General features: G+C 65.3%; 17 protein-coding genes and 1 tRNA gene. 11 read left to right on the top strand and 7 right to left on the bottom strand.

Translation table 11 applies throughout. The annotated features are described in order from the left end of the window. Positions 1-60: 60 nt before the first annotated feature. On the bottom strand, positions 61-1,179 hold the full coding sequence (tgt, locus tag PJ259_RS21260; protein ID WP_271655908.1) for a tRNA guanosine(34) transglycosylase Tgt: 1,119 nt from the start codon (positions 1,177-1,179) through the stop codon (positions 61-63). A gap of 10 nt (positions 1,180-1,189) precedes the next feature. Beyond that, positions 1,190-2,233: a tRNA preQ1(34) S-adenosylmethionine ribosyltransferase-isomerase QueA gene (gene queA / locus PJ259_RS21255; RefSeq protein ID WP_271654085.1), complete on the bottom strand. Its 1,044-nt coding sequence runs from the start codon at positions 2,231-2,233 to the stop codon at positions 1,190-1,192. 106 nt (positions 2,234-2,339) lie between these two features. Here queA and PJ259_RS21250 point away from each other — a divergent pair. Then, positions 2,340-2,424, top strand: a tRNA-Leu gene (locus PJ259_RS21250). 108 nt (positions 2,425-2,532) lie between these two features. Here PJ259_RS21250 and PJ259_RS21245 read toward each other — a convergent pair. Continuing rightward, positions 2,533-2,862 carry a DHCW motif cupin fold protein gene (locus PJ259_RS21245; protein WP_271654084.1) on the bottom strand — a complete coding sequence of 110 codons (330 nt, stop codon included), beginning with the start codon at positions 2,860-2,862 and terminating at the stop codon, positions 2,533-2,535. 196 nt (positions 2,863-3,058) lie between these two features. Here PJ259_RS21245 and PJ259_RS21240 point away from each other — a divergent pair, with 196 nt between their 5' ends. From PJ259_RS21240 to PJ259_RS21230, 3 genes are all read left to right on the top strand, one after another. After that, entirely contained in the window at positions 3,059-3,229 is a 171-nt protein-coding gene (locus tag PJ259_RS21240) for a hypothetical protein (protein ID WP_271654083.1), read from the top strand. 35 nt (positions 3,230-3,264) lie between these two features. Then, a complete protein-coding gene (locus PJ259_RS21235) occupies positions 3,265-3,732 on the top strand; it encodes a hypothetical protein (protein ID WP_271654082.1) in 468 nt (155 codons plus the stop codon). Positions 3,733-3,831: 99 nt separating this feature from the next. Further along, the gene (locus PJ259_RS21230; protein WP_059313858.1) at positions 3,832-4,152 is read left to right on the top strand and encodes a hypothetical protein; all 321 of its coding nucleotides are present in this window, start codon (positions 3,832-3,834) and stop codon (positions 4,150-4,152) included. Positions 4,153-4,171: 19 nt separating this feature from the next. Here the strand turns inward: PJ259_RS21230 and lptG are convergent, their stop codons facing one another. Then, positions 4,172-5,233, bottom strand: a complete 1,062-nt coding sequence (gene lptG / locus PJ259_RS21225; protein ID WP_059313857.1) for an LPS export ABC transporter permease LptG — start codon at positions 5,231-5,233, stop codon at positions 4,172-4,174. Beyond that, positions 5,230-6,342 carry an LPS export ABC transporter permease LptF gene (gene lptF, locus PJ259_RS21220; protein ID WP_059313856.1) on the bottom strand — a complete coding sequence of 371 codons (1,113 nt, stop codon included), beginning with the start codon at positions 6,340-6,342 and terminating at the stop codon, positions 5,230-5,232. Before lptF ends, lptG begins: the two co-directional genes overlap by 4 nt. A gap of 171 nt (positions 6,343-6,513) precedes the next feature. On the opposite strand from lptF, the gene PJ259_RS21215 reads away from it, so the two are divergent. The 7 genes from PJ259_RS21215 to PJ259_RS21185 all read left to right on the top strand — a co-directional run bounded on the left by PJ259_RS21215 (position 6,514) and on the right by PJ259_RS21185 (position 13,035). Next, a complete protein-coding gene (locus tag PJ259_RS21215; RefSeq protein WP_271654081.1) occupies positions 6,514-8,013 on the top strand; it encodes a leucyl aminopeptidase in 1,500 nt (499 codons plus the stop codon). A 70-nt stretch (positions 8,014-8,083) separates the two neighbouring features. Continuing rightward, entirely contained in the window at positions 8,084-8,512 is a 429-nt protein-coding gene (locus PJ259_RS21210) for a DNA polymerase III subunit chi (RefSeq protein WP_059313854.1), read from the top strand. Positions 8,513-8,517: 5 nt separating this feature from the next. Beyond that, on the top strand, positions 8,518-8,880 hold the full coding sequence (locus PJ259_RS21205; RefSeq protein WP_059313853.1) for a hypothetical protein: 363 nt from the start codon (positions 8,518-8,520) through the stop codon (positions 8,878-8,880). 85 nt (positions 8,881-8,965) lie between these two features. After that, complete coding sequence (locus tag PJ259_RS21200; RefSeq protein WP_271654080.1) at positions 8,966-11,797, top strand: valine--tRNA ligase; 2,832 nt, start codon at positions 8,966-8,968, stop codon at positions 11,795-11,797. Positions 11,798-11,998: 201 nt separating this feature from the next. Then, on the top strand, positions 11,999-12,289 hold the full coding sequence (locus PJ259_RS21195) for a nucleotidyltransferase family protein (RefSeq protein ID WP_333909682.1): 291 nt from the start codon (positions 11,999-12,001) through the stop codon (positions 12,287-12,289). Between the two features lie 31 nt (positions 12,290-12,320). Beyond that, positions 12,321-12,626, top strand: a complete 306-nt coding sequence (locus PJ259_RS21190) for a HepT-like ribonuclease domain-containing protein (RefSeq protein WP_271654079.1) — start codon at positions 12,321-12,323, stop codon at positions 12,624-12,626. A gap of 112 nt (positions 12,627-12,738) precedes the next feature. After that, entirely contained in the window at positions 12,739-13,035 is a 297-nt protein-coding gene (locus tag PJ259_RS21185; RefSeq protein WP_059313851.1) for a winged helix-turn-helix domain-containing protein, read from the top strand. A 3-nt stretch (positions 13,036-13,038) separates the two neighbouring features. On the opposite strand, the gene PJ259_RS21180 is transcribed toward PJ259_RS21185, so the two are convergent. After that, positions 13,039-13,353 (bottom strand): NGG1p interacting factor NIF3, encoded by a 315-nt coding sequence (locus PJ259_RS21180; protein WP_271654078.1) that lies wholly within the window; start codon positions 13,351-13,353, stop codon positions 13,039-13,041. Between the two features lie 102 nt (positions 13,354-13,455). Further along, complete coding sequence (gene purL, locus PJ259_RS21175; protein ID WP_271654077.1) at positions 13,456-17,355, bottom strand: phosphoribosylformylglycinamidine synthase; 3,900 nt, start codon at positions 17,353-17,355, stop codon at positions 13,456-13,458. Positions 17,356-17,376 lie beyond the last annotated feature (21 nt).

The following is a 17,376-nucleotide window of genomic DNA, read 5'->3' as shown; positions in this document are numbered from 1 at the left end:
TCGCGAAGCCGGCGGACGACGCGCAAACGCCGTTTCGCCTTGACGATCGGACAGGAGCTTTCAGCTGTCGAGCGGCGGCGTAGGCAGGCCGCGCCGAGCATAGAAGGCGTCCACAAAGTCGGCCAATTTACCCTCTTGGATAGCCTGGCGCAAACCGGCCATCACGCGCTGGTAGTACCGCAGGTTGTGGATCGTATTCAGCATACTCCCCAGCATTTCCCCGCATTTATCCAGATGGTGCAGATAGGCACGGGAGAAATGTTTGCAGGTGTAACAGTCGCAGGTGGGATCCAGCGGCGTCTCGTCGTGACGGTGCACGGCGTTGCGCAGCTTGAGCACACCGGTGTCGATGAACAGATGGCCGTTGCGCGCGTTGCGGGTAGGCATCACGCAGTCGAACATGTCGACGCCACGGCGCACGCCCTCCACCAGGTCTTCCGGCTTGCCCACGCCCATCAGGTAGCGCGGCTTGTCCGCCGGCAGGTGCGGCGGCAGGAAGTCCAGCACGCGAATCATCTCTTCCTTGGGCTCGCCTACCGACAGGCCGCCGATGGCGTAGCCGTCGAAGCCGATCTGCTCCAGCCCGTCCAGGGATCTCAGGCGCAACTCTTCGTGCATGCCGCCCTGGACGATGCCGAACAGCGCCGAGGGGTTGTCGCCGTGGGCTTCGCGGGAGCGCTTGGCCCAGCGCAGCGACAGCTCCATGGAGCGGCGCGCGGTGTCGAAGTCCGCCGGATAAGGGGTGCATTCGTCGAAGATCATCACGATGTCCGAGCCCAGGGCGCGCTGCACGGCCATGGATTCCTCGGGCCCCATGAACACCTTGGCGCCGTCCACCGGCGAAGCGAAGTAGACGCCCTCCTCCTTGATCTTGCGCAGCGCGCCCAGGCTGAACACCTGGAAGCCGCCGGAATCGGTGAGGATCGGCCCCTGCCACTGCATGAAGTCGTGCAGGTCGCCGTGGCGCTGGATCACCTCGGTCCCGGGCCGCAGCCAGAGATGGAAGGTGTTGCCGAGGATGATCTGGGCACCGATGTCGGCGACGCTGTCGGGAAACATGCCCTTGACCGTGCCGTAGGTACCGACCGGCATGAAGGCCGGGGTCTCGACCACGCCACGGGGAAAGGTCAGGCGACCGCGACGGGCCTTGCCTTCGGTGGCCAGCAATTCGAAATTCATGAAACTCATATCAGCTCTCCGGGCCCTGGGCCCCGGGATTGCGGGTGATGAACATGGCGTCGCCATAACTGAAGAAGCGATAGCCCTCGGCCACGGCCGTCGCATAGGCGGCCATGGTCTCGCGGTAACCGGCAAAGGCCGACACCAGCATCAGCAGGGTCGACTCGGGCAGGTGGAAGTTGGTCACCAGCGCATCGACGACATGGAAGGGGCGACTGGGATAGAGAAAGATGTCCGTCTCGCCGGAGAAGGCCTTGAGCTGGCCATCGCGGGCGGCGCTTTCCAGCGAACGCACGCTGGTGGTACCGACCGCGATCACCCGACCGCCACGGGCGCGGCAGGCGGCCACGGCATCCACGACGGCCTGGTCGACCTGCAGCCACTCGCGGTGCATGTGGTGGTCTTCGATGCGCTCGACCCGCACCGGCTGGAAGGTGCCGGCGCCGACGTGCAGGGTGACGAAGGCGGTCGCTACGCCCTTGGCGCGGATGGCGTCCAGCAGCGGCTCGTCGAAGTGCAGTCCGGCGGTGGGCGCGGCCACGGCGCCGGCATTGCGCGCATAGACGGTCTGGTAGCGCTCGCGATCCTCGGCCTCGTCGGGCCGGTCGATATAGGGCGGCAGCGGCATGTGCCCGACCCGCTCCAGCAGCGGCAGCACGGGCTCGGCGAATTTCAGTTCGAACAGCGCCTCGTGGCGCGCCACCATCTCGGCCTCGGCGCCACCGTCGATGAGGATGCGGCTGCCCGGCTTGGGCGACTTGCTGGAACGCACATGGGCCAGCACCCGCTCCTCGTCCAGCACCCGCTCCACCAGGATCTCCAGCTTGCCGCCACTGGCCTTCTGGCCGAACAGCCGCGCGGGTATCACCCGGGTGTCGTTGAACACCATCAGGTCGCCCGGCTGCAGATAGCCCAGCAGATCGCCGAAGTGGCGATGATTCAGCTCACCGGTGGGACCGTCGAGCACCAGCAACCGACTGCCGCGGCGCTCGGCCAGCGGATGACGGGCGATGAGAGATTCGGGGAGGTCGAAATGGAAGTCGGCGACGTGCATGGCAGGTAGATCTCGAAAGGCCGCACAGCTTACCGGAAGCGGCCTTTTTCACCAACGCACTTTGGATTGACCGGACCTGCGACCATCCCTATACTCCGCCGCCATTGCCCCGGTGGCGGAACCGGTAGACGCGGCGGATTCAAAATCCGTTTCCGAAAGGAGTGGGAGTTCGAGTCTCCCCCGGGGCACCAAGTTGTACCTTCCAGGCCGCCTCTGAGAGGCATGGAAACTGAAGAAACCGCCCCTTGAGGCGGTTTTTTTGTGCCTGGTGCGCCCTGGTCGCGGCGTCGATACGAGCCTCAATCCACGACGAATAACCTAGCCCCAGTAGCGGTCGAGGATCTGTGAGCCTCTGCATTGTCGGCCACCTGGTAACTCATGCCGGCGGTCAAGGTGAAGACGCGACCATCGGCCAGCTCGGTATCCAGCCGACCCCCCAGGCAAAGCAGGATGTGTCCCTTGCTGCACCAGTGATCGGCAAGGTAACCCTCACTGTACTCGACCATGCGGACTCGTATTGCCCCAAACTGGCAGGTACGCCAAAGCGCTAAGCCGGTCGTTCCCGCATGGACTACAGGTTCGATTTTCGACCAATCAGTGGTCCCGAATGGAATGTCGCTCAGTTGCATGACGGCCATTACCCAGGGCAGGAAGGGTATGTTACCCGGGCAGCAAGACGGCCAAGCGATACAGATTGGACGAATTCCGAAGGTACGCAGCACTGCATAAAGTGCGGTTCCTGTACCTTCCAATGCGCCGACTCCCACTGATCGGGCACGTCCTTGATCACCCCACTCCCGCTTTCATCGTAGGGAAGGATGCCTTTTGAAATGGATATTGCTTGGCCTTGCGCTACTGCTGTCCGGCTGCAGTCACTACAGCGATGCCGGCCCGCTTTGCGAGCCGAGTCCGCTGAGCGGTGAGGACTGCCAGAAGCGGCAGCCTGTCGGCAACTATCTGATGGACAAGTATCGGGAATGGCAACGTTACCAGTAGGCTGCCGTTTGCCTGAGATTTGCCAAGATCAGACCATGCACCGCCCCCCTGCCCTGTTACTCGCCCTGCTGCTGCCCCTGGGCGGCTGCGCCGTGCAGCAACCAGCCAATCCAGCTGACGCAGGTACTGAGCTGAGCCGCTCGCCCAGCTGGACCCTGCAGGCCCGGTTGCACAGCGCGCTCTATGGCTGCGAATTGCTGGTGTTGCATGGCAACAACGCTCGCCTAGCAGGCGAGCAGGAGCGCCTGGCGGACTTTCGTCAGCGGCTGAGCCGCTGTCAGGCCGAGGCTGCCGCTCAGGAGGAGAAGGCTACCGGTGAGTTGCCTGCAGGCCAGGATCGGCTGCTGCGCAATGCGCAGAAGGCCTATCTGGCCGCCTGGCAGACCTATCTGGCGACGCTGACCATCGATCATCCAGCCAACCTGCAGCGCAAACAGTCATATCTCAAGGCGCGATCGATGTTGCTGGACGTGGCGACGAAAGAAGCGGGTACTCGTCCCTAGCCTGGAGGACGACCGCTGAGCCAGCTGACAATCGGCAGCTGAATCCGCAGGGCAAAGCGTGCAATAGTAAGACTTCGATATGGACGCGAGATCTTGCACATGGAAACGCTCTCCCCCCTTTCCCAGGTGGCGGTCAAGGACCTGGAAACAGCCCAGCCTCCGACCCGCCTCTCCCCCGACTTCATCGAGCGCCTGCTTTCACGTTGCGAGACGCGCATGGGCGAGATGGAAGACTTTGCCGACATGAGTCCGGATCTGCGACTGATCCACATGCAGAACGTCGATCTGCTAGTGCGGACCGTGGTGGGCGAATGCCGTGATCGCGACCAGATCCGTCGCGTGCAACGGATCCTGAGCTTTTGCGAGGAGCACGCCGGCTGGCTGCAGCTGCAGCCAGTGGCACGCAAGGGCGCCGCCTGAGCGACGCCGCCGACGAGCCCTAGCCGGCCCGTCGCAGCAACAGCACCCCAGCCACGGCGCAGAGCAGCGCCGGCGCCAGCACGGCCAGCAGCGGCGAAAAGCCGAATACCAGGCTGGACGGCCCCAACAGGTCCTGGAAGATCCGCAGGGCGAAGCCGATGATTACGCCGGTGAAGATCCGCTGACCCAGGGTCACCGAGCGCAGCGGGCCGAAGATGAAGGAAATTGCCATCAGCACCAGGGCGGCGGTCACCAGCGGCTGGAAGATCTTCGACCAGAACGCCAGCCAGTAGCTCTTGTTGCTCAGGCCCTGATCGGCCAGGTAGTGGATGTACCACCACAGTCCGGAGATCGACAGCGCATCCGGCTCCATGATCACGGTGTCGAGCACCTGCGGGGTCAGCTCGACGTTCCAGATCACCTTGGGCTCCTGGCGGACGCTGGTCTGGCGATTGCCGAAGTCGGTGATGCTGACGTTTTCCAGCTCCCAGTGATCGCCGCGATAGATACCGCGCTGGGCGAAGCTGGATTGCAGCAGGTGGCGATTGTCGTCGAATTCGTAGCGGGTCACGCCCAGGAGCAGGCCATTGGGTTGCACGGCGTTGACGTGGGTGTACTCGTGGCCCTGGCGATGCCAGAGGCCGTGCCGCGAGCTCTGCGCCTTGCCGGCGCTTTGCGCCAGGGCGCGACCGCTCTGGGCCAGGTTCTCCGACCAGGGCGCCACGTACTCGCCGACCAGGATGCCGGCGATGAGCAGCACGAACATCGGCTTCATCACCGCCCAGACGATGCGCCCCAGGGAAACGCCGGCGGCGCGCATCACGATCAGTTCGCTGCTGCTGGCCAGGGTGCCCAGGCCGATCAGGCAGCCGATGAGCGCAGCCATGGGCAGCATCTCGTAGGCCCGCCGCGGCGTGGTGAGCAGGACGAACTTGAGGGCCTCGGCGACGCCGTAGTTGTCATCGAAGTCGCCGAGCTGGTCGATGAAGGCGAACAGCAGGGCCAGACCGACGATCACGCCCAGCACCGCGAGGATGCTGACGAAGACGGTGCGACCTATGTACCAGTCGAGCTTGTTCATGCCGCTACCTCCGGCTTGCGACCGCGCAGACGCGCCGTGAGCGGTTCCCAGAAGGCCAGCAGCAGGCCCAGCACCAGGAACAGCAGGTGCACGCCCCACAGACCGATGGCCGGCGGCAGGCGGCCCTTGTCCAGGGCACCACGAGCGGCGATCAGCAGCGACAGGTAGGCCATGTACAGCAGGATCGCCGGCAACAGCTTGAGGAAGCGGCCCTGGCGCGGATTGACCTTGGACAGGGGCACGGCGATGAGGGTCACGACGAACACCAGGATCGGCAGCGACAGCCGCCATTGCAGCTCGCCGCGATACTGCAGCTCGTTGCTGCGCATGAGTTCGCCGGTGGTGACGGCGTCACGCTCGCTGATGTCTTCGCTCACCTCCGGCTTGGGCAGCAGGACGCCATAGGTGTCGTACTGCACCGCACGGTAGTCGGCCTGGCCCGGCACCCCGTCGTAGCGGAAGCCGTTCTGCAGGATCAGGTAGCGACTGCCATCGGGATGGATTTCCTGACGCCCGGTATCGGCTACCAGCACGCCTACGCCGCGGTCCTTGCCGCCCGCAGCGGAGGTGTTGCGCTCGGAAATGAAGACACCGCCCAGTTGGCTGCGATCCGCCGACAGGCGCTCGGTGTAGGTGACCCGCGAGTTGTCCCTCAAGGATTGGAAGCGTCCCGGCTCAAGGGTATCGAACTCGGTCATGGCATCCTGCTGGTTGAGGATGCTGGTGACCTTCTGCACGCCCAGGGGCGCCAGCGACAGGCTCAGCCAGGCGACCACCAGGGCGACCACCGCCGCGGGGGCCATGCTGTAGGCCAGCAGGCGGCGCGGGCTCAGGCCGGTGGCGGTGAGCACGGTCATCTCGCTGTCCAGGTACAGCCGGCCGTAGGCCAGCAGGAAACCGAGGAACAGGCCCAGCGGCAGGATCAACTGCAGGAAGCCGGGAATCCGGTAGGCCATGATGAGCAGGAGCACGCCCGGATCCAGCAGGCCCTGGGCCGCCTGGGCCAGGTACTTGATGAAACGGCCGCTCATGATGATCACCAGCAGCACGGCACTGACCGCACCGAGGGTGGTGAGAACTTCTCGAGACAGATAGCGGAAGACGATCAAACAGGATTCTCCAGGGTTGTCAGGCTCTGGCGCGAACGCTCACACTAGCTCGGTTGCAAGGCTGGCGTCGCAAGGCCCACCCGTTGAAGGCCGATCGCCGGGAAAGGTCCTGGCGAAAGCCCCGCATTATATCCTGCGAACTCATGTGTTTGTCTTGGGGAGCTTCTCCTAATGGAATTCGTCGTCAAAAACGCTCGTCCGGAAACCCTGAAAACCGCCACGCTGGTCGTGGCCGTCGGTGAAGGCGGCGCGCTCGACGCAGCGGCCAGCGCCGTGGACGCTGCCACCTCCGGCGCCCTGAGCGCGGCGGTCAAGCGCGGTGACATCGCCGGCAAGGCCGGCCAGACCCTGCTGCTTACCAATCTTTCCGGTATCAAGGCCGAGCGCGTGCTGCTGGTGGGTAGCGGCGCTACCGAAGGCCTTTCCGACCGTCAGTACCGCAAGCTGGCCAGTGGCGCCCTGGGCGTGCTCAAGAGCCTGGGCGGCAGCGACGCCGCCATCGCCCTGGGCGATGTGCCGGTCAAGAATCGCGACGGCTACGCCCGCCTGCGCCTGCTGGCCGAGACCCTGGCCGATGGCGATTACGTCTTCGACCGCTTCAAGAGCAAGAAGGCCGAGTCGCGGCCGCTGAAGAAGCTGACCCTGGTCACCACCAAGGCCTCCCAGCCGGAGGCTGAGCGTGCCCTGACCCATGCCCTGGCGATCACCCACGGTACCGCCTACGCCAAGGACTTCGGCAACCTGCCGCCAAACGTCTGCAATCCGGTCTATGTCGCCGATCAGGCCAAGGCCTTGGGCAAGCAGTTCAAGGACGCCGGCCTCTCCGTCGAGGTGCTCGACGAGAAGAAGATGCGCGAATTGGGCATGGGTTCCTTCCTCGCCGTGGCCCAGGGCAGCGCCCAGCCGCCGCGCCTGGTGGTGCTGCAATACAAGGGCGGGTCCAAGAATGCCCAGCCCTACACCCTGGTCGGCAAGGGCATCACCTTCGACACCGGCGGCATCAGCATCAAGCCCAGCGCCGGCATGGACGAGATGAAGTATGACATGTGCGGCGCTGCCAGCGTCCTGGGCACCTTCCGCGCCCTCATGGAGCTCAAGCCGGCGATCAACGTGGTGGGCCTGCTGGCCCTGGCCGAGAACATGCCCAGCGGTACCGCCACCCGTCCGGGTGACATCGTCACCAGCATGAGCGGCCAGACCATCGAGATCCTCAACACCGACGCCGAAGGCCGGCTGGTGCTGTGCGACACCCTCACCTATGCCGAGCGCTTCCAGCCCAAGGCCGTGATCGACATCGCCACCCTGACTGGCGCCTGCATCACCGCACTGGGTTCGCTGGTCTCCGGCCTGATGGGCAACGACGATGCCCTGATCGACCAGGTCAAGCAGGCCGGCGATCGTGCCGACGACCGTGTCTGGCAACTGCCGCTGCACGAGGAGTACCAGGAGCAGCTGGACAGCCCCTTCGCCGACATGGCCAACATCGGCGGTCCCAAGGCGGGCACCATCACCGCGGGCTGCTTCCTGGCGCGCTATGCCAAGGCCTATCCCTGGGCCCACCTGGACGTGGCCGGCACGGCCTGGATCAGCGGCGGCAAGGACAAGGCTGCCACCGGTCGCCCGGTACCGCTGCTGGTGCAGTATCTGCTCGACCGCACCGCCGAGGCTTAAGCCTCTACCCAAGGCCGCGGCGCTCCTACGTCGCGGCCTTGCCGTTTTCCTCTTCTCCGCGTGATCCTCCATGACCCGTGTCGATTTCTATGTCCTGCCCTCCACCGATCCCGCGGCGCGGCTGGCCTTTGCCTGCAGGCTGGTGGACAAGGCCTGGAAGCAGGGCATGCCGGTCTATGTGCATTGCGCCGACACCGAGCAGCGTCAGCGCCTGGACGAACAGCTATGGGCCTTCCGTCCCGACAGCTTCATTCCCCACGACTTGGCGGAAACCGCCAGTGACAGTCCGGTGGTGCTCGGCCTGACCACGCCCGCCGAGCAGACGGGCGAACTGCTGATCAACCTGACCCTGGCCCCACCGCCCTGCCATGCGGGTTTCGCCCGGATCGCCGAGGTGGTCGTCGAGGCCCCCGACGTGCGCCAGGCGATGCGCGAAGGTTTTCGCTTCTACCGCAAGCTTGGCTATGCTCTACAGGACCATCAGTTGTCGCGTGTCTGATATCCATGACCAGCACCAAGCCTCCCGCGCACGTCCTGCAAGACCTCGAAGCCATCCGCCAGGTGCTCGACAAGAGCCGTAACACGGTCCAGCCGAGCAGCGCCGACGGTATCCCCATCCTGTCCGATGTCATCGCCCCCAGCGCCGAGCGGCTCAAGGCCATTCCGCCGCTGCTCGACCAGATCGTGCCGGAGTCCATCGAAGACGTGACGCCCAGCGCGCCGCGCGAAGACCTGGCCCACGTCCGCCTGCGCCAGGAGGCACCGGCCATCCTGCAGGAACTGCTCGACGAGCAGCTGCCGCGCCTGGAAGCCGAACTGCAGCGCCGCCTGGCACAACGCCTGGAAGAACTCCTGCAACGCTCCTGAGCCGACGGGCAAGGCGCCCTGCCGTCGGCGGGCTGGAGTCGCTATACTCGGAGGCTTTCCTCTTCCAGCGACAAAAGCCCCCTCCATGGACAAGACCTACCAGCCGCACGCCATCGAAACCTCCTGGTACCAGACCTGGGAACGCCAGGGCTACTTCGCGCCCCAGGGGTCGGGCGAGCCCTACACCATCATGATCCCGCCGCCGAACGTGACCGGCAGCCTGCACATGGGCCATGGCTTCAACAACGCCATCATGGATGCCCTGATCCGCTTCCGCCGCATGCAGGGTCGCAACACCCTCTGGCAGCCGGGCACCGACCACGCCGGCATCGCCACCCAGATGCTGGTGGAGCGCCGCATCGGTGCCGAGGGCCTGTCGCGCCATGACCTGGGCCGAGAAAAATTCCTGGAAAAGGTCTGGGAATGGAAGAACGAATCGGGTGGCAACATCAGCCGGCAGATCCGCCGCCTGGGCTCCTCGGTGGACTGGTCGCGCGAACGCTTCACCATGGACGACGGCCTCTCCGAGGCGGTCAAGGAAGCCTTCGTACGCCTGCACGAGGACGGCCTGATCTATCGCGGCAAGCGCCTGGTCAACTGGGACACCAAGCTGCACACCGCCATTTCCGACCTGGAAGTGGAAAGCCATGACGAGAAGGGCCACCTCTGGCACCTGCGCTATCCCCTGGCGGACGGCGCCCGCACCGCCGAAGGCATGGATCACCTGGTGGTCGCCACCACCCGCCCCGAGACCCTGCTGGGCGATGCCGCCGTGGCCGTGCATCCGGAAGATCCACGCTACAAGGATCTGATCGGCCAGTACGTCGAACTGCCCCTGGTGGGCCGCCGCATCCCCATCGTCGGCGACGACTATTGCGACCCCGAATTCGGCACCGGCTGCGTCAAGATCACTCCGGCCCACGATTTCAACGACTATGAAGTCGGCAAGCGCCACAACCTGCCGCTGATCAACGTCTTCGATGCCGACGCGGCCATCCTGCCCGGTGCCCAGGTGTTCAACCTGGACGGCAGCGTCAACGGCATGTTCGACGCCACCCTGCCCGAGGCCTACGCCGGCCTGGACCGCTTCGAGGCGCGCAAGCGTATCGTCGCCGACCTGGACGCCGCCGGCCGCCTGGAGAAGATCGAGGACCACGCCCTCAAGGTGCCCAAGGGCGACCGTTCCGGCACCGTGATCGAGCCCTGGCTGACCGACCAGTGGTACGTCTCCACCAAGCCCCTGGCCGAGAAGGCCATTGGCGTGGTCGAGAGCGGCGAGGTGCAGTTCGTGCCCAAGCAGTACGAGAACATGTACTTCAGCTGGATGCGCGACATCCAGGACTGGTGCATCAGCCGCCAGCTCTGGTGGGGCCACCGCATTCCCGCCTGGTACGACCAGGCCGGCAACGTCTATGTCGGCCGTGACGAAGCCGAGGTACGCGCCAAGCACGACCTCGGTGACATCGCCCTGCGCCAGGACGATGACGTCCTGGATACCTGGTTCAGCTCCGGTCTCTGGACCTTCTCCACCCTGGGCTGGCCCGAGCAGACCGAGGCGCTGAAGACCTTCCATCCCACCGACGTGCTGGTCACCGGCTTCGACATCATCTTCTTCTGGGTCGCCCGGATGATCATGCTGTCCACCCACCTGACCGGGCAGATCCCCTTCAAGACCGTCTACGTCCACGGCCTGGTCCGCGATGGCCAGGGCCAGAAGATGTCCAAGTCCAAGGGCAACGTGCTCGATCCGCTGGACATCGTCGACGGCATCGACCTGGAGACCCTGCTGCAGAAGCGCACCAGTGGCCTGATGCAGCCTAAGCTGGCCGAGAAGATCGCCAAGCAGACCCGCGCCGAATTCCCGGATGGCATCGCCAGCTACGGCACCGACGCCCTGAGATTCACCTTCTGCTCCCTGGCCACCACCGGCCGCGACGTAAAGTTCGACATGGGTCGCGTCGAGGGCTATCGCAACTTCTGCAACAAACTGTGGAACGCGGCGAACTTCGTCATGGAGAACGTAGAAGGCCAGGACACCGGCGTCAACGACGAACCCGTGGAGCTCTCCTCGGTGGATCGCTGGATCATCTCCCAGCTGCAGCGCACCGAGGCCGAGGTGACCCGTCAGCTCGACGCCTTCCGCTTCGACCTGGCTACCCAGGCCCTCTATGAATTCGTCTGGGACGAGTACTGCGCCTGGTACCTGGAACTGGTCAAGCCGGTGCTGTGGGACGAGAACGCCTCCATCGAGCGTCAGCGTGGCACCCGCCGCACCCTGGCGCGGGTCCTGGAAGTGGTGCTGCGCCTGGCGCATCCCTTCATGCCCTTCATCACCGAGGAAATCTGGCAGCGCCTCAAGGCGCCGGCCGGTGTCCAGGGCGAGACCCTGATGCTGCAACCCTGGCCGGTGGCCAACGAGGCGCGCATCGATGCTGCCGCCGAAGGCGACATCGAGTGGGTCAAGGCGCTGATGCTGGGCGTGCGGCAGATCCGTGGCGAGATGAAAATCTCCATGGCCAAGCGCATCGACATCATCGTAGCCAACACCAGCGCCGAGGACCAGCGTCGCCTGGCCGACTTCGAGCCGCTGCTGAACAAGCTGGCCAAGCTGGAATCGGTCCGCGTCCTGGCCGCCGGCGAGGAAGCACCGATGTCCGCCACCACCCTGGTGGGCGAGATGGAAGTGCTGGTACCCATGGCCGGGCTGATCGACAAGGACGCGGAACTTACGCGCCTGGACAAGGAGATCGGCCGCCTGGAGGGCGAGGTCAAGCGCGTCGGCGGCAAGCTGGCCAACGAAGGCTTCGTCGCCAAGGCCCCGGCCGAGGTGCTGGAGAAGGAGCGCGCCAAACTGGCCGAAGCCGAGCAGGCCCTGGCCAAGATGGTGGAACAGCGGCAGCGCATCGCGACGCTGTAAAGCAGACGCCGCAGTCGGAGACGACTGCGGCGTTTTCATCTATGGATGTCGATCAGCCGTTACCAGAGCTGCGAGGGCTGTAGTGGTGAGGATCGCCATTAATCACCCCGCTGTTTCGGCTTCGGCAGGCTGGTACCGAGTTGGAAGCCCCTGCTGATCCATGCCAGACTGCACTGACCACCCTCTGTCGAGGACAAGACCCTGGAACGCGACGTCATCCTGGCCAAGCTTCGTCTCAGCAAACCTTATCTGGCGGCGCGCTTCGGACTGGTCTCGCTCGCCCTGTTCGGTTCGGCTTCGCGAGGGATGGCCAAAGCCGACAGTGACATCGATATCCTGGTCGACTTCGACGGACCAGCCACCTCGGAGCGTTACTTCGGCGTGCAATTCCACCTTGAGGATCAGTTGGGCCGCCCCGTCGATCTGGTGACCGAAAAGGCATTGCGCCGCGAGTTGCGTCCGCTGATCGAAAGAGACGCTATCCATGTCTGATGAGCGCCTCTGAACGTTCTATATCGAAGACATGATCGACTTCGCCGAGAAAGCCGTTACCTATTGCGAAGGTTTGGACAGGACCACCTTCTCGACCAATACCCTGGTCTATGATGCGACGCTTCGTAATCTCGAATTGATCGGCGAAGCGGCGACGCGCATTCCAGCGGTCGTGCGCGAGGGTAACCCGGATATTTCCTGGCGACAGGTCATAGCGACGCACAATCGACTGATCCATGGCTACTTGGGTATCGATGACGACATCCTCTGGAGCATCATCCGGGATGACCTGCCCAGGCTACTGGATCAGCTTGGCGCCTTGAGAGACGCTAGCTGAGCGTAATCCGGGCCTGACGAACAACACGCCTTTGTGCGACTCGCTCCGCGAGCCCTAGATCTTCCCTCCACTATCCCAATATCGATGCCTTGAGCTCTGCAGGATCAATGACATGGACGTGAGCAAGACCAAGACCAGCTTCTATCGCCGGCTCTATGTGGCCTGGCTGGTGGCCAGCGGCACCGCCACCAGCGTACCCGCGCTGATGGCCGCCACCGGCATGCCGCGGCGTACGGCCCAGGACACCCTGCTGGCCCTGGCCGATCTGGATATAGACTGTCAGTTCGTGCAGGGCGACGGCGCGCGCAACAACGCCGGCGGCTACGAGATTCGCGATTGGGGCGCGGTGGATCCACGCTGGGTCGAGCGTGAGCTTGCACGGATCAAGACCGTTCTCGGCTATCCCTGACGGCTAGAAATCCAGCATCTGCACCACGTCGTAGGCCGGCGTTTCATAGGGATGCACCTCCTTGAGCGCCGCCACGGCCTGGCGGGCGACCTGTTCATCGCCCAGTACCAGCTCCACTCGCCATTCCGTTAGCTGTTCGAGACTGCCCTGCTCGCCCAGGTGCGGTTGGCTGCCTGGCAACGGGCGGAACTGACCGAGGCCCTGGACCTGCCAGCAGCAACTGTCATAGAGCCCGATGCGGCCACCGCCGACAGCAAAGATCGCCTGCTTGACGGCATCAAGGTGCGAGTCGGGGACATAGAAACACAGCTTGAACATCGAAGACTCCGGAGACGCTGGACGGTCCCTTCAGCTTAATCCCTTCCCAGAAAGACGAAACCCGCGCCGAGGCGCGGGTTTCGTCAGGCGCAAGCCGTGGACTCAGTCCACCCAGACCCGCGCGTTGCGGAACAGGCGCATCCAGCCGCCGTCCTCGCCCTGCCAGTCGGCCGGGATCCAGGAGTTCTGCACGGCGCGGAAGCAGCGCTCGGGGTGCGGCATCATCAACAGCACGCGACCGTCCTGGCTGGACAGACCGGTGATGCCCAGCGGCGAACCGTTGGGGTTGGCCGGATAGGCCTCGGTGACCTTGCTGTGACCGTCCACGTAGCGCAGCGCCACGGTGCCGGAGACATCGGCGGCAACCAGCGCCTGCTGGTTCGGGTACTCGGCGAAGCCTTCGCCGTGGGCGATGGCGATGGGCAGCCGCGACCCGGCCATCCCGGCGAGGAACAGGGAGCGCGAATCCTGCACCTGGACCATGGCCACCCGCGCCTCGAACTGCTCGGAGCGGTTGCGCACGAAGCGCGGCCAGAATTCGCTGCCGGGCACCAGCTCACGTAGATTGGCGACCATCTGGCAGCCGTTGCACACGCCGAGGGTAAAGGTGTCGGTGCGCTCGAAGAACTGCTGGAAGCCGTCACGGGCGCGGGCGTTGAACAGGATGGACTTGGCCCAGCCACCGCCGGCGCCGAGCACGTCGCCATAGGAGAAGCCGCCACAGGCGACCACGCCCTTGAAGTCCGCCAGGTCGATGCGACCGGAGAGGATGTCGCTCATGTGCACGTCGATGGCGGCGAAGCCGGCGCGATCGAAGGCCGCGCCCATCTCCACCTGACCGTTGACGCCCTGCTCGCGCAGGATGGCGACCTGGGGCCGCACGCCCTTCTTGATGTAGGGGGCGCAGATGTCCTCGTTGGGATCATAGGCCAGCTTGGCCGACAGACCCGGATGATCCTCTTCCAGCAGGGCATCGAATTCCTGCTGGGCGCAGTCGGCGTTGTCGCGCAGGCGCTGGATCTGGAAGCTGGTTTCGCTCCAGACGCGCTGCAGCATGCGCCGCTCGGCCCGGTACAGGTGCTCGTCGTGGTAGTGGATGTTGATCTCGTAACCGTTGACCGGATTACCGATCACCGCCACGCAATCTTCCAGACCGGCAGCGCTGAACTGGGCCAGCACCTCGTGGGTGAAGTCCTGGGGCACCTGGATGACGGCGCCCAGCTCTTCGGCGAAGAGCGCGCGGGTCAGTTCGTCACGGTCGGCGGCCAGGGCGTCCAGGCGCAGGGCCAGGCCGCAGTGACCGGCAAAGGCCATCTCCACCACGGTGGTGATGAGGCCACCATCGGAACGGTCGTGGTAGGCCAGCAGCAGGCCATCCTGGTTGAGGCCCTGGATCACCGCGAAGAAGGCCTTGAGGTCTTCGGCCTGGTCGACGTCGGGAGCCTGCTGGCCGAGCTTGCCATGGGTCTGGGCGAGGATGGAGCCGCCCAGGCGATTCTGGCCACGACCCAGGTCGATGAGGATCAGGTCGGTCTGGCCCTTGTCCAGGCGCAGCTGGGGGGTCAGGGTGCGGCGGATGTCCTGCACCGGGGCGAAGCCGGTGATCACCAGCGACAGCGGCGCGGTGACGCTCTTGTCTTCGCCGCCGTCCTGCCAGCGGGTCTTCATGGACATGGAGTCCTTGCCGACCGGGATGGTGATGCCCAGCTCCGGGCACAACTCCATGCCTACCGCCTTGACGGTTTCATAGAGGCGCGCGTCTTCGCCCGGGTGGCCGGCGGCGGCCATCCAGTTGGCGGAGAGCTTGATGTCGCCGAGCTTCTCGATGCGCGCAGCGGCCAGGTTGGTGATGGTCTCGCCGATCGCCATGCGACCGGAAGCGGGCGCGTCGAGCAGCGCCAGCGGGGTGCGCTCGCCCATGGCCATGGCTTCGCCGGTGTGGACGTCGAAGCTGGTGGCGGTCACGGCGCAGTCGGCTACCGGGACCTGCCAGGGGCCGACCATCTGGTCGCGGGCGACCAGGCCGGTGATGGTGCGGTCGCCGATGGTGATCAGGAAGCTCTTGCTGGCCACCGCCGGGTGACGCAGCACACGCTCGACCGACTCGGTCAGGTCCAGGCCGGCGCCGTCGAAGGCGTCGCCCAGTTCGGCTTCACGGGTCGCGCTGCGGTGCATGCGCGGCGGCTTGCCGAGCAGGACGTCCAGCGGCATGTCCACGGCGTTGTTGCCGAAGTGGCTGTCGGCCACGGTCAGCTGGCGCTCCTCGGTGGCCTCGCCGACCACGGCGAAGGGGCAGCGCTCGCGTTCGCAGATGGCCTTGAAGGTCTCGAAGTTCTCGGCGTCCACGGAGAGCACGTAGCGCTCCTGGGACTCGTTGCACCAGATCTCCAGCGGGCTCATGCCTGGCTCGTCGTTCGGCACGTTGCGCAGTTCGAAGCGGCCGCCGCGACCGGCATCGTTGACCAATTCGGGGAAGGCGTTGGACAGGCCGCCCGCGCCTACATCATGGATGAAGGTGATGGGGTTGTTTTCGCCCAGCTGCCAGCAGCGGTCGATGACCTCCTGGCAGCGGCGCTCCATTTCCGGGTTCTCGCGCTGCACCGAGGCGAAATCCAGGTCGGCGGAGCTGGCACCGGTGGACATGGACGAGGCGGCGCCGCCGCCCAGACCGATCAGCATGGCCGGACCACCGAGCACGATGAGCTTGCCGCCCACCGAGATGTCGCCCTTCTGCACGTGGTCGGCGCGGATGTTGCCCAGGCCGCCGGCGAGCATGATCGGCTTGTGGTAGCCACGCACCTCGGGACCACGCGGGGTCTCGACCTGCTGCTCGAAGGTGCGGAAGTAGCCGGCCAGGGCCGGACGACCGAATTCGTTGTTGAAGGCGGCGCCGCCCAGCGGGCCTTCGATCATGATGTCCAGCGGGGTGACGATGCGCTCGGGCTTGCCGTAGGGCTGCTCCCAGGGCTGCTCGAAACCGGGGATGTTCAGGTTGGAGACGGTGAAGCCGGTCAGGCCGGCCTTGGGCTTGGAGCCGCGACCAGTGGCACCTTCGTCGCGGATCTCGCCGCCGGAGCCGGTGGAGGCGCCGGGGAAGGGGGCGATGGCGGTCGGGTGGTTGTGGGTCTCCACCTTCATCAGGATGTGCACGGGCTGGCTGTGCGCCCCGTATTCGCGGGACTCGGCGTCGGGGTAGAAGCGCCCGGCGGTGAAGCCTTCCATGACCGCGGCGTTGTCCTTGTAGGCGGACAGCACACCGGTGCGGTTCATCTCGTAGGTGTTCTTGATCATGCCGAACAGGGACTTCTCCTGGCTTTCGCCGTCGAGGTCCCAGCTGGCATTGAAGATCTTGTGCCGGCAGTGCTCGGAGTTGGCCTGGGCGAACATCATGAGTTCGATGTCATGGGGATTGCGCCCCAGGGCGGTGAAGCTCTTGACCAGGTAGTCGATCTCGTCCTCGGCCAGGGCCAGGCCCAGCTCCAGATTGGCCTGCTCCAGGGCAGCGTGACCACCGCCGAGCACGTCCACCGCGGTGAGCGGCTTGGGCGCGGCATGGCTGAAGATGTCGGCGGCGGCGTCCAGGGTCGGCAGCACGCGCTGGGTCATGCGGTCATGCAGGGCCGCGGCCAGCTGCTCGTGGGCAGCGGCGTCCAGTTCGCCGGCGACGTAGTAGGCGACGCCGCGCTCCAGGCGCTCGATCTGCGCCAGGCCACAGTTGTGGGCGATGTCGGTGGCCTTGCTCGACCAGGGCGAGATGGTGCCCAGGCGGGGCACGATGAGGAACAGCGCGCCGCTGGGTTCCTGCTGGGGGACGCTGGGGCCGTATTGCAGCAGTCGGCCGAGGATGCCCTCTTCCTCCGCGCTCAGGGTGCCGGCGACTTCGGCGAAATGAACGAACTCGGCATAGAGCCCGGAGACACCGGGAACCAGGCGAGTCAGCTGGTCGAGAAGTTTGCCGTGACGGAACGAAGAAAGAGCGGGAGCGCCGCGCAGGATCAGCATCGGGGACAGCCTCGGGGCCAA

The organism is Pseudomonas sp. JBR1 (assembly GCF_028198185.1).
In the GTDB taxonomy this organism is placed as follows: domain Bacteria; phylum Pseudomonadota; class Gammaproteobacteria; order Pseudomonadales; family Pseudomonadaceae; genus Chryseomonas; species Chryseomonas oryzihabitans_E.
The sequence above is the reverse complement of the archived record's forward strand: the minus strand, read 5'-3'. Positions and strand labels throughout refer to the sequence as shown.

Coding starts and splice junctions, on each gene's coding strand:
- PJ259_RS21190 (WP_271654079.1), top strand. CDS start 12,321: ATGATCGACTTCGCCGAGAAAGCCGTTACCTATTGCGAAGGTTTGGAC.
- PJ259_RS21245 (WP_271654084.1), bottom strand. CDS start 2,862: ATGCAACTGAGCGACATTCCATTCGGGACCACTGATTGGTCGAAAATC.
- PJ259_RS21180 (WP_271654078.1), bottom strand. CDS start 13,353: ATGTTCAAGCTGTGTTTCTATGTCCCCGACTCGCACCTTGATGCCGTC.
- PJ259_RS21205 (WP_059313853.1), top strand. CDS start 8,518: ATGACCAGCACCAAGCCTCCCGCGCACGTCCTGCAAGACCTCGAAGCC.
- queA (WP_271654085.1), bottom strand. CDS start 2,233: ATGCACGTCGCCGACTTCCATTTCGACCTCCCCGAATCTCTCATCGCC.
- PJ259_RS21200 (WP_271654080.1), top strand. CDS start 8,966: ATGGACAAGACCTACCAGCCGCACGCCATCGAAACCTCCTGGTACCAG.
- purL (WP_271654077.1), bottom strand. CDS start 17,355: ATGCTGATCCTGCGCGGCGCTCCCGCTCTTTCTTCGTTCCGTCACGGC.
- PJ259_RS21235 (WP_271654082.1), top strand. CDS start 3,265: ATGCACCGCCCCCCTGCCCTGTTACTCGCCCTGCTGCTGCCCCTGGGC.
- lptG (WP_059313857.1), bottom strand. CDS start 5,233: ATGAACAAGCTCGACTGGTACATAGGTCGCACCGTCTTCGTCAGCATC.
- PJ259_RS21210 (WP_059313854.1), top strand. CDS start 8,084: ATGACCCGTGTCGATTTCTATGTCCTGCCCTCCACCGATCCCGCGGCG.
- tgt (WP_271655908.1), bottom strand. CDS start 1,179: ATGAATTTCGAATTGCTGGCCACCGAAGGCAAGGCCCGTCGCGGTCGC.
- PJ259_RS21185 (WP_059313851.1), top strand. CDS start 12,739: ATGGACGTGAGCAAGACCAAGACCAGCTTCTATCGCCGGCTCTATGTG.
- PJ259_RS21215 (WP_271654081.1), top strand. CDS start 6,514: ATGGAATTCGTCGTCAAAAACGCTCGTCCGGAAACCCTGAAAACCGCC.
- PJ259_RS21230 (WP_059313858.1), top strand. CDS start 3,832: ATGGAAACGCTCTCCCCCCTTTCCCAGGTGGCGGTCAAGGACCTGGAA.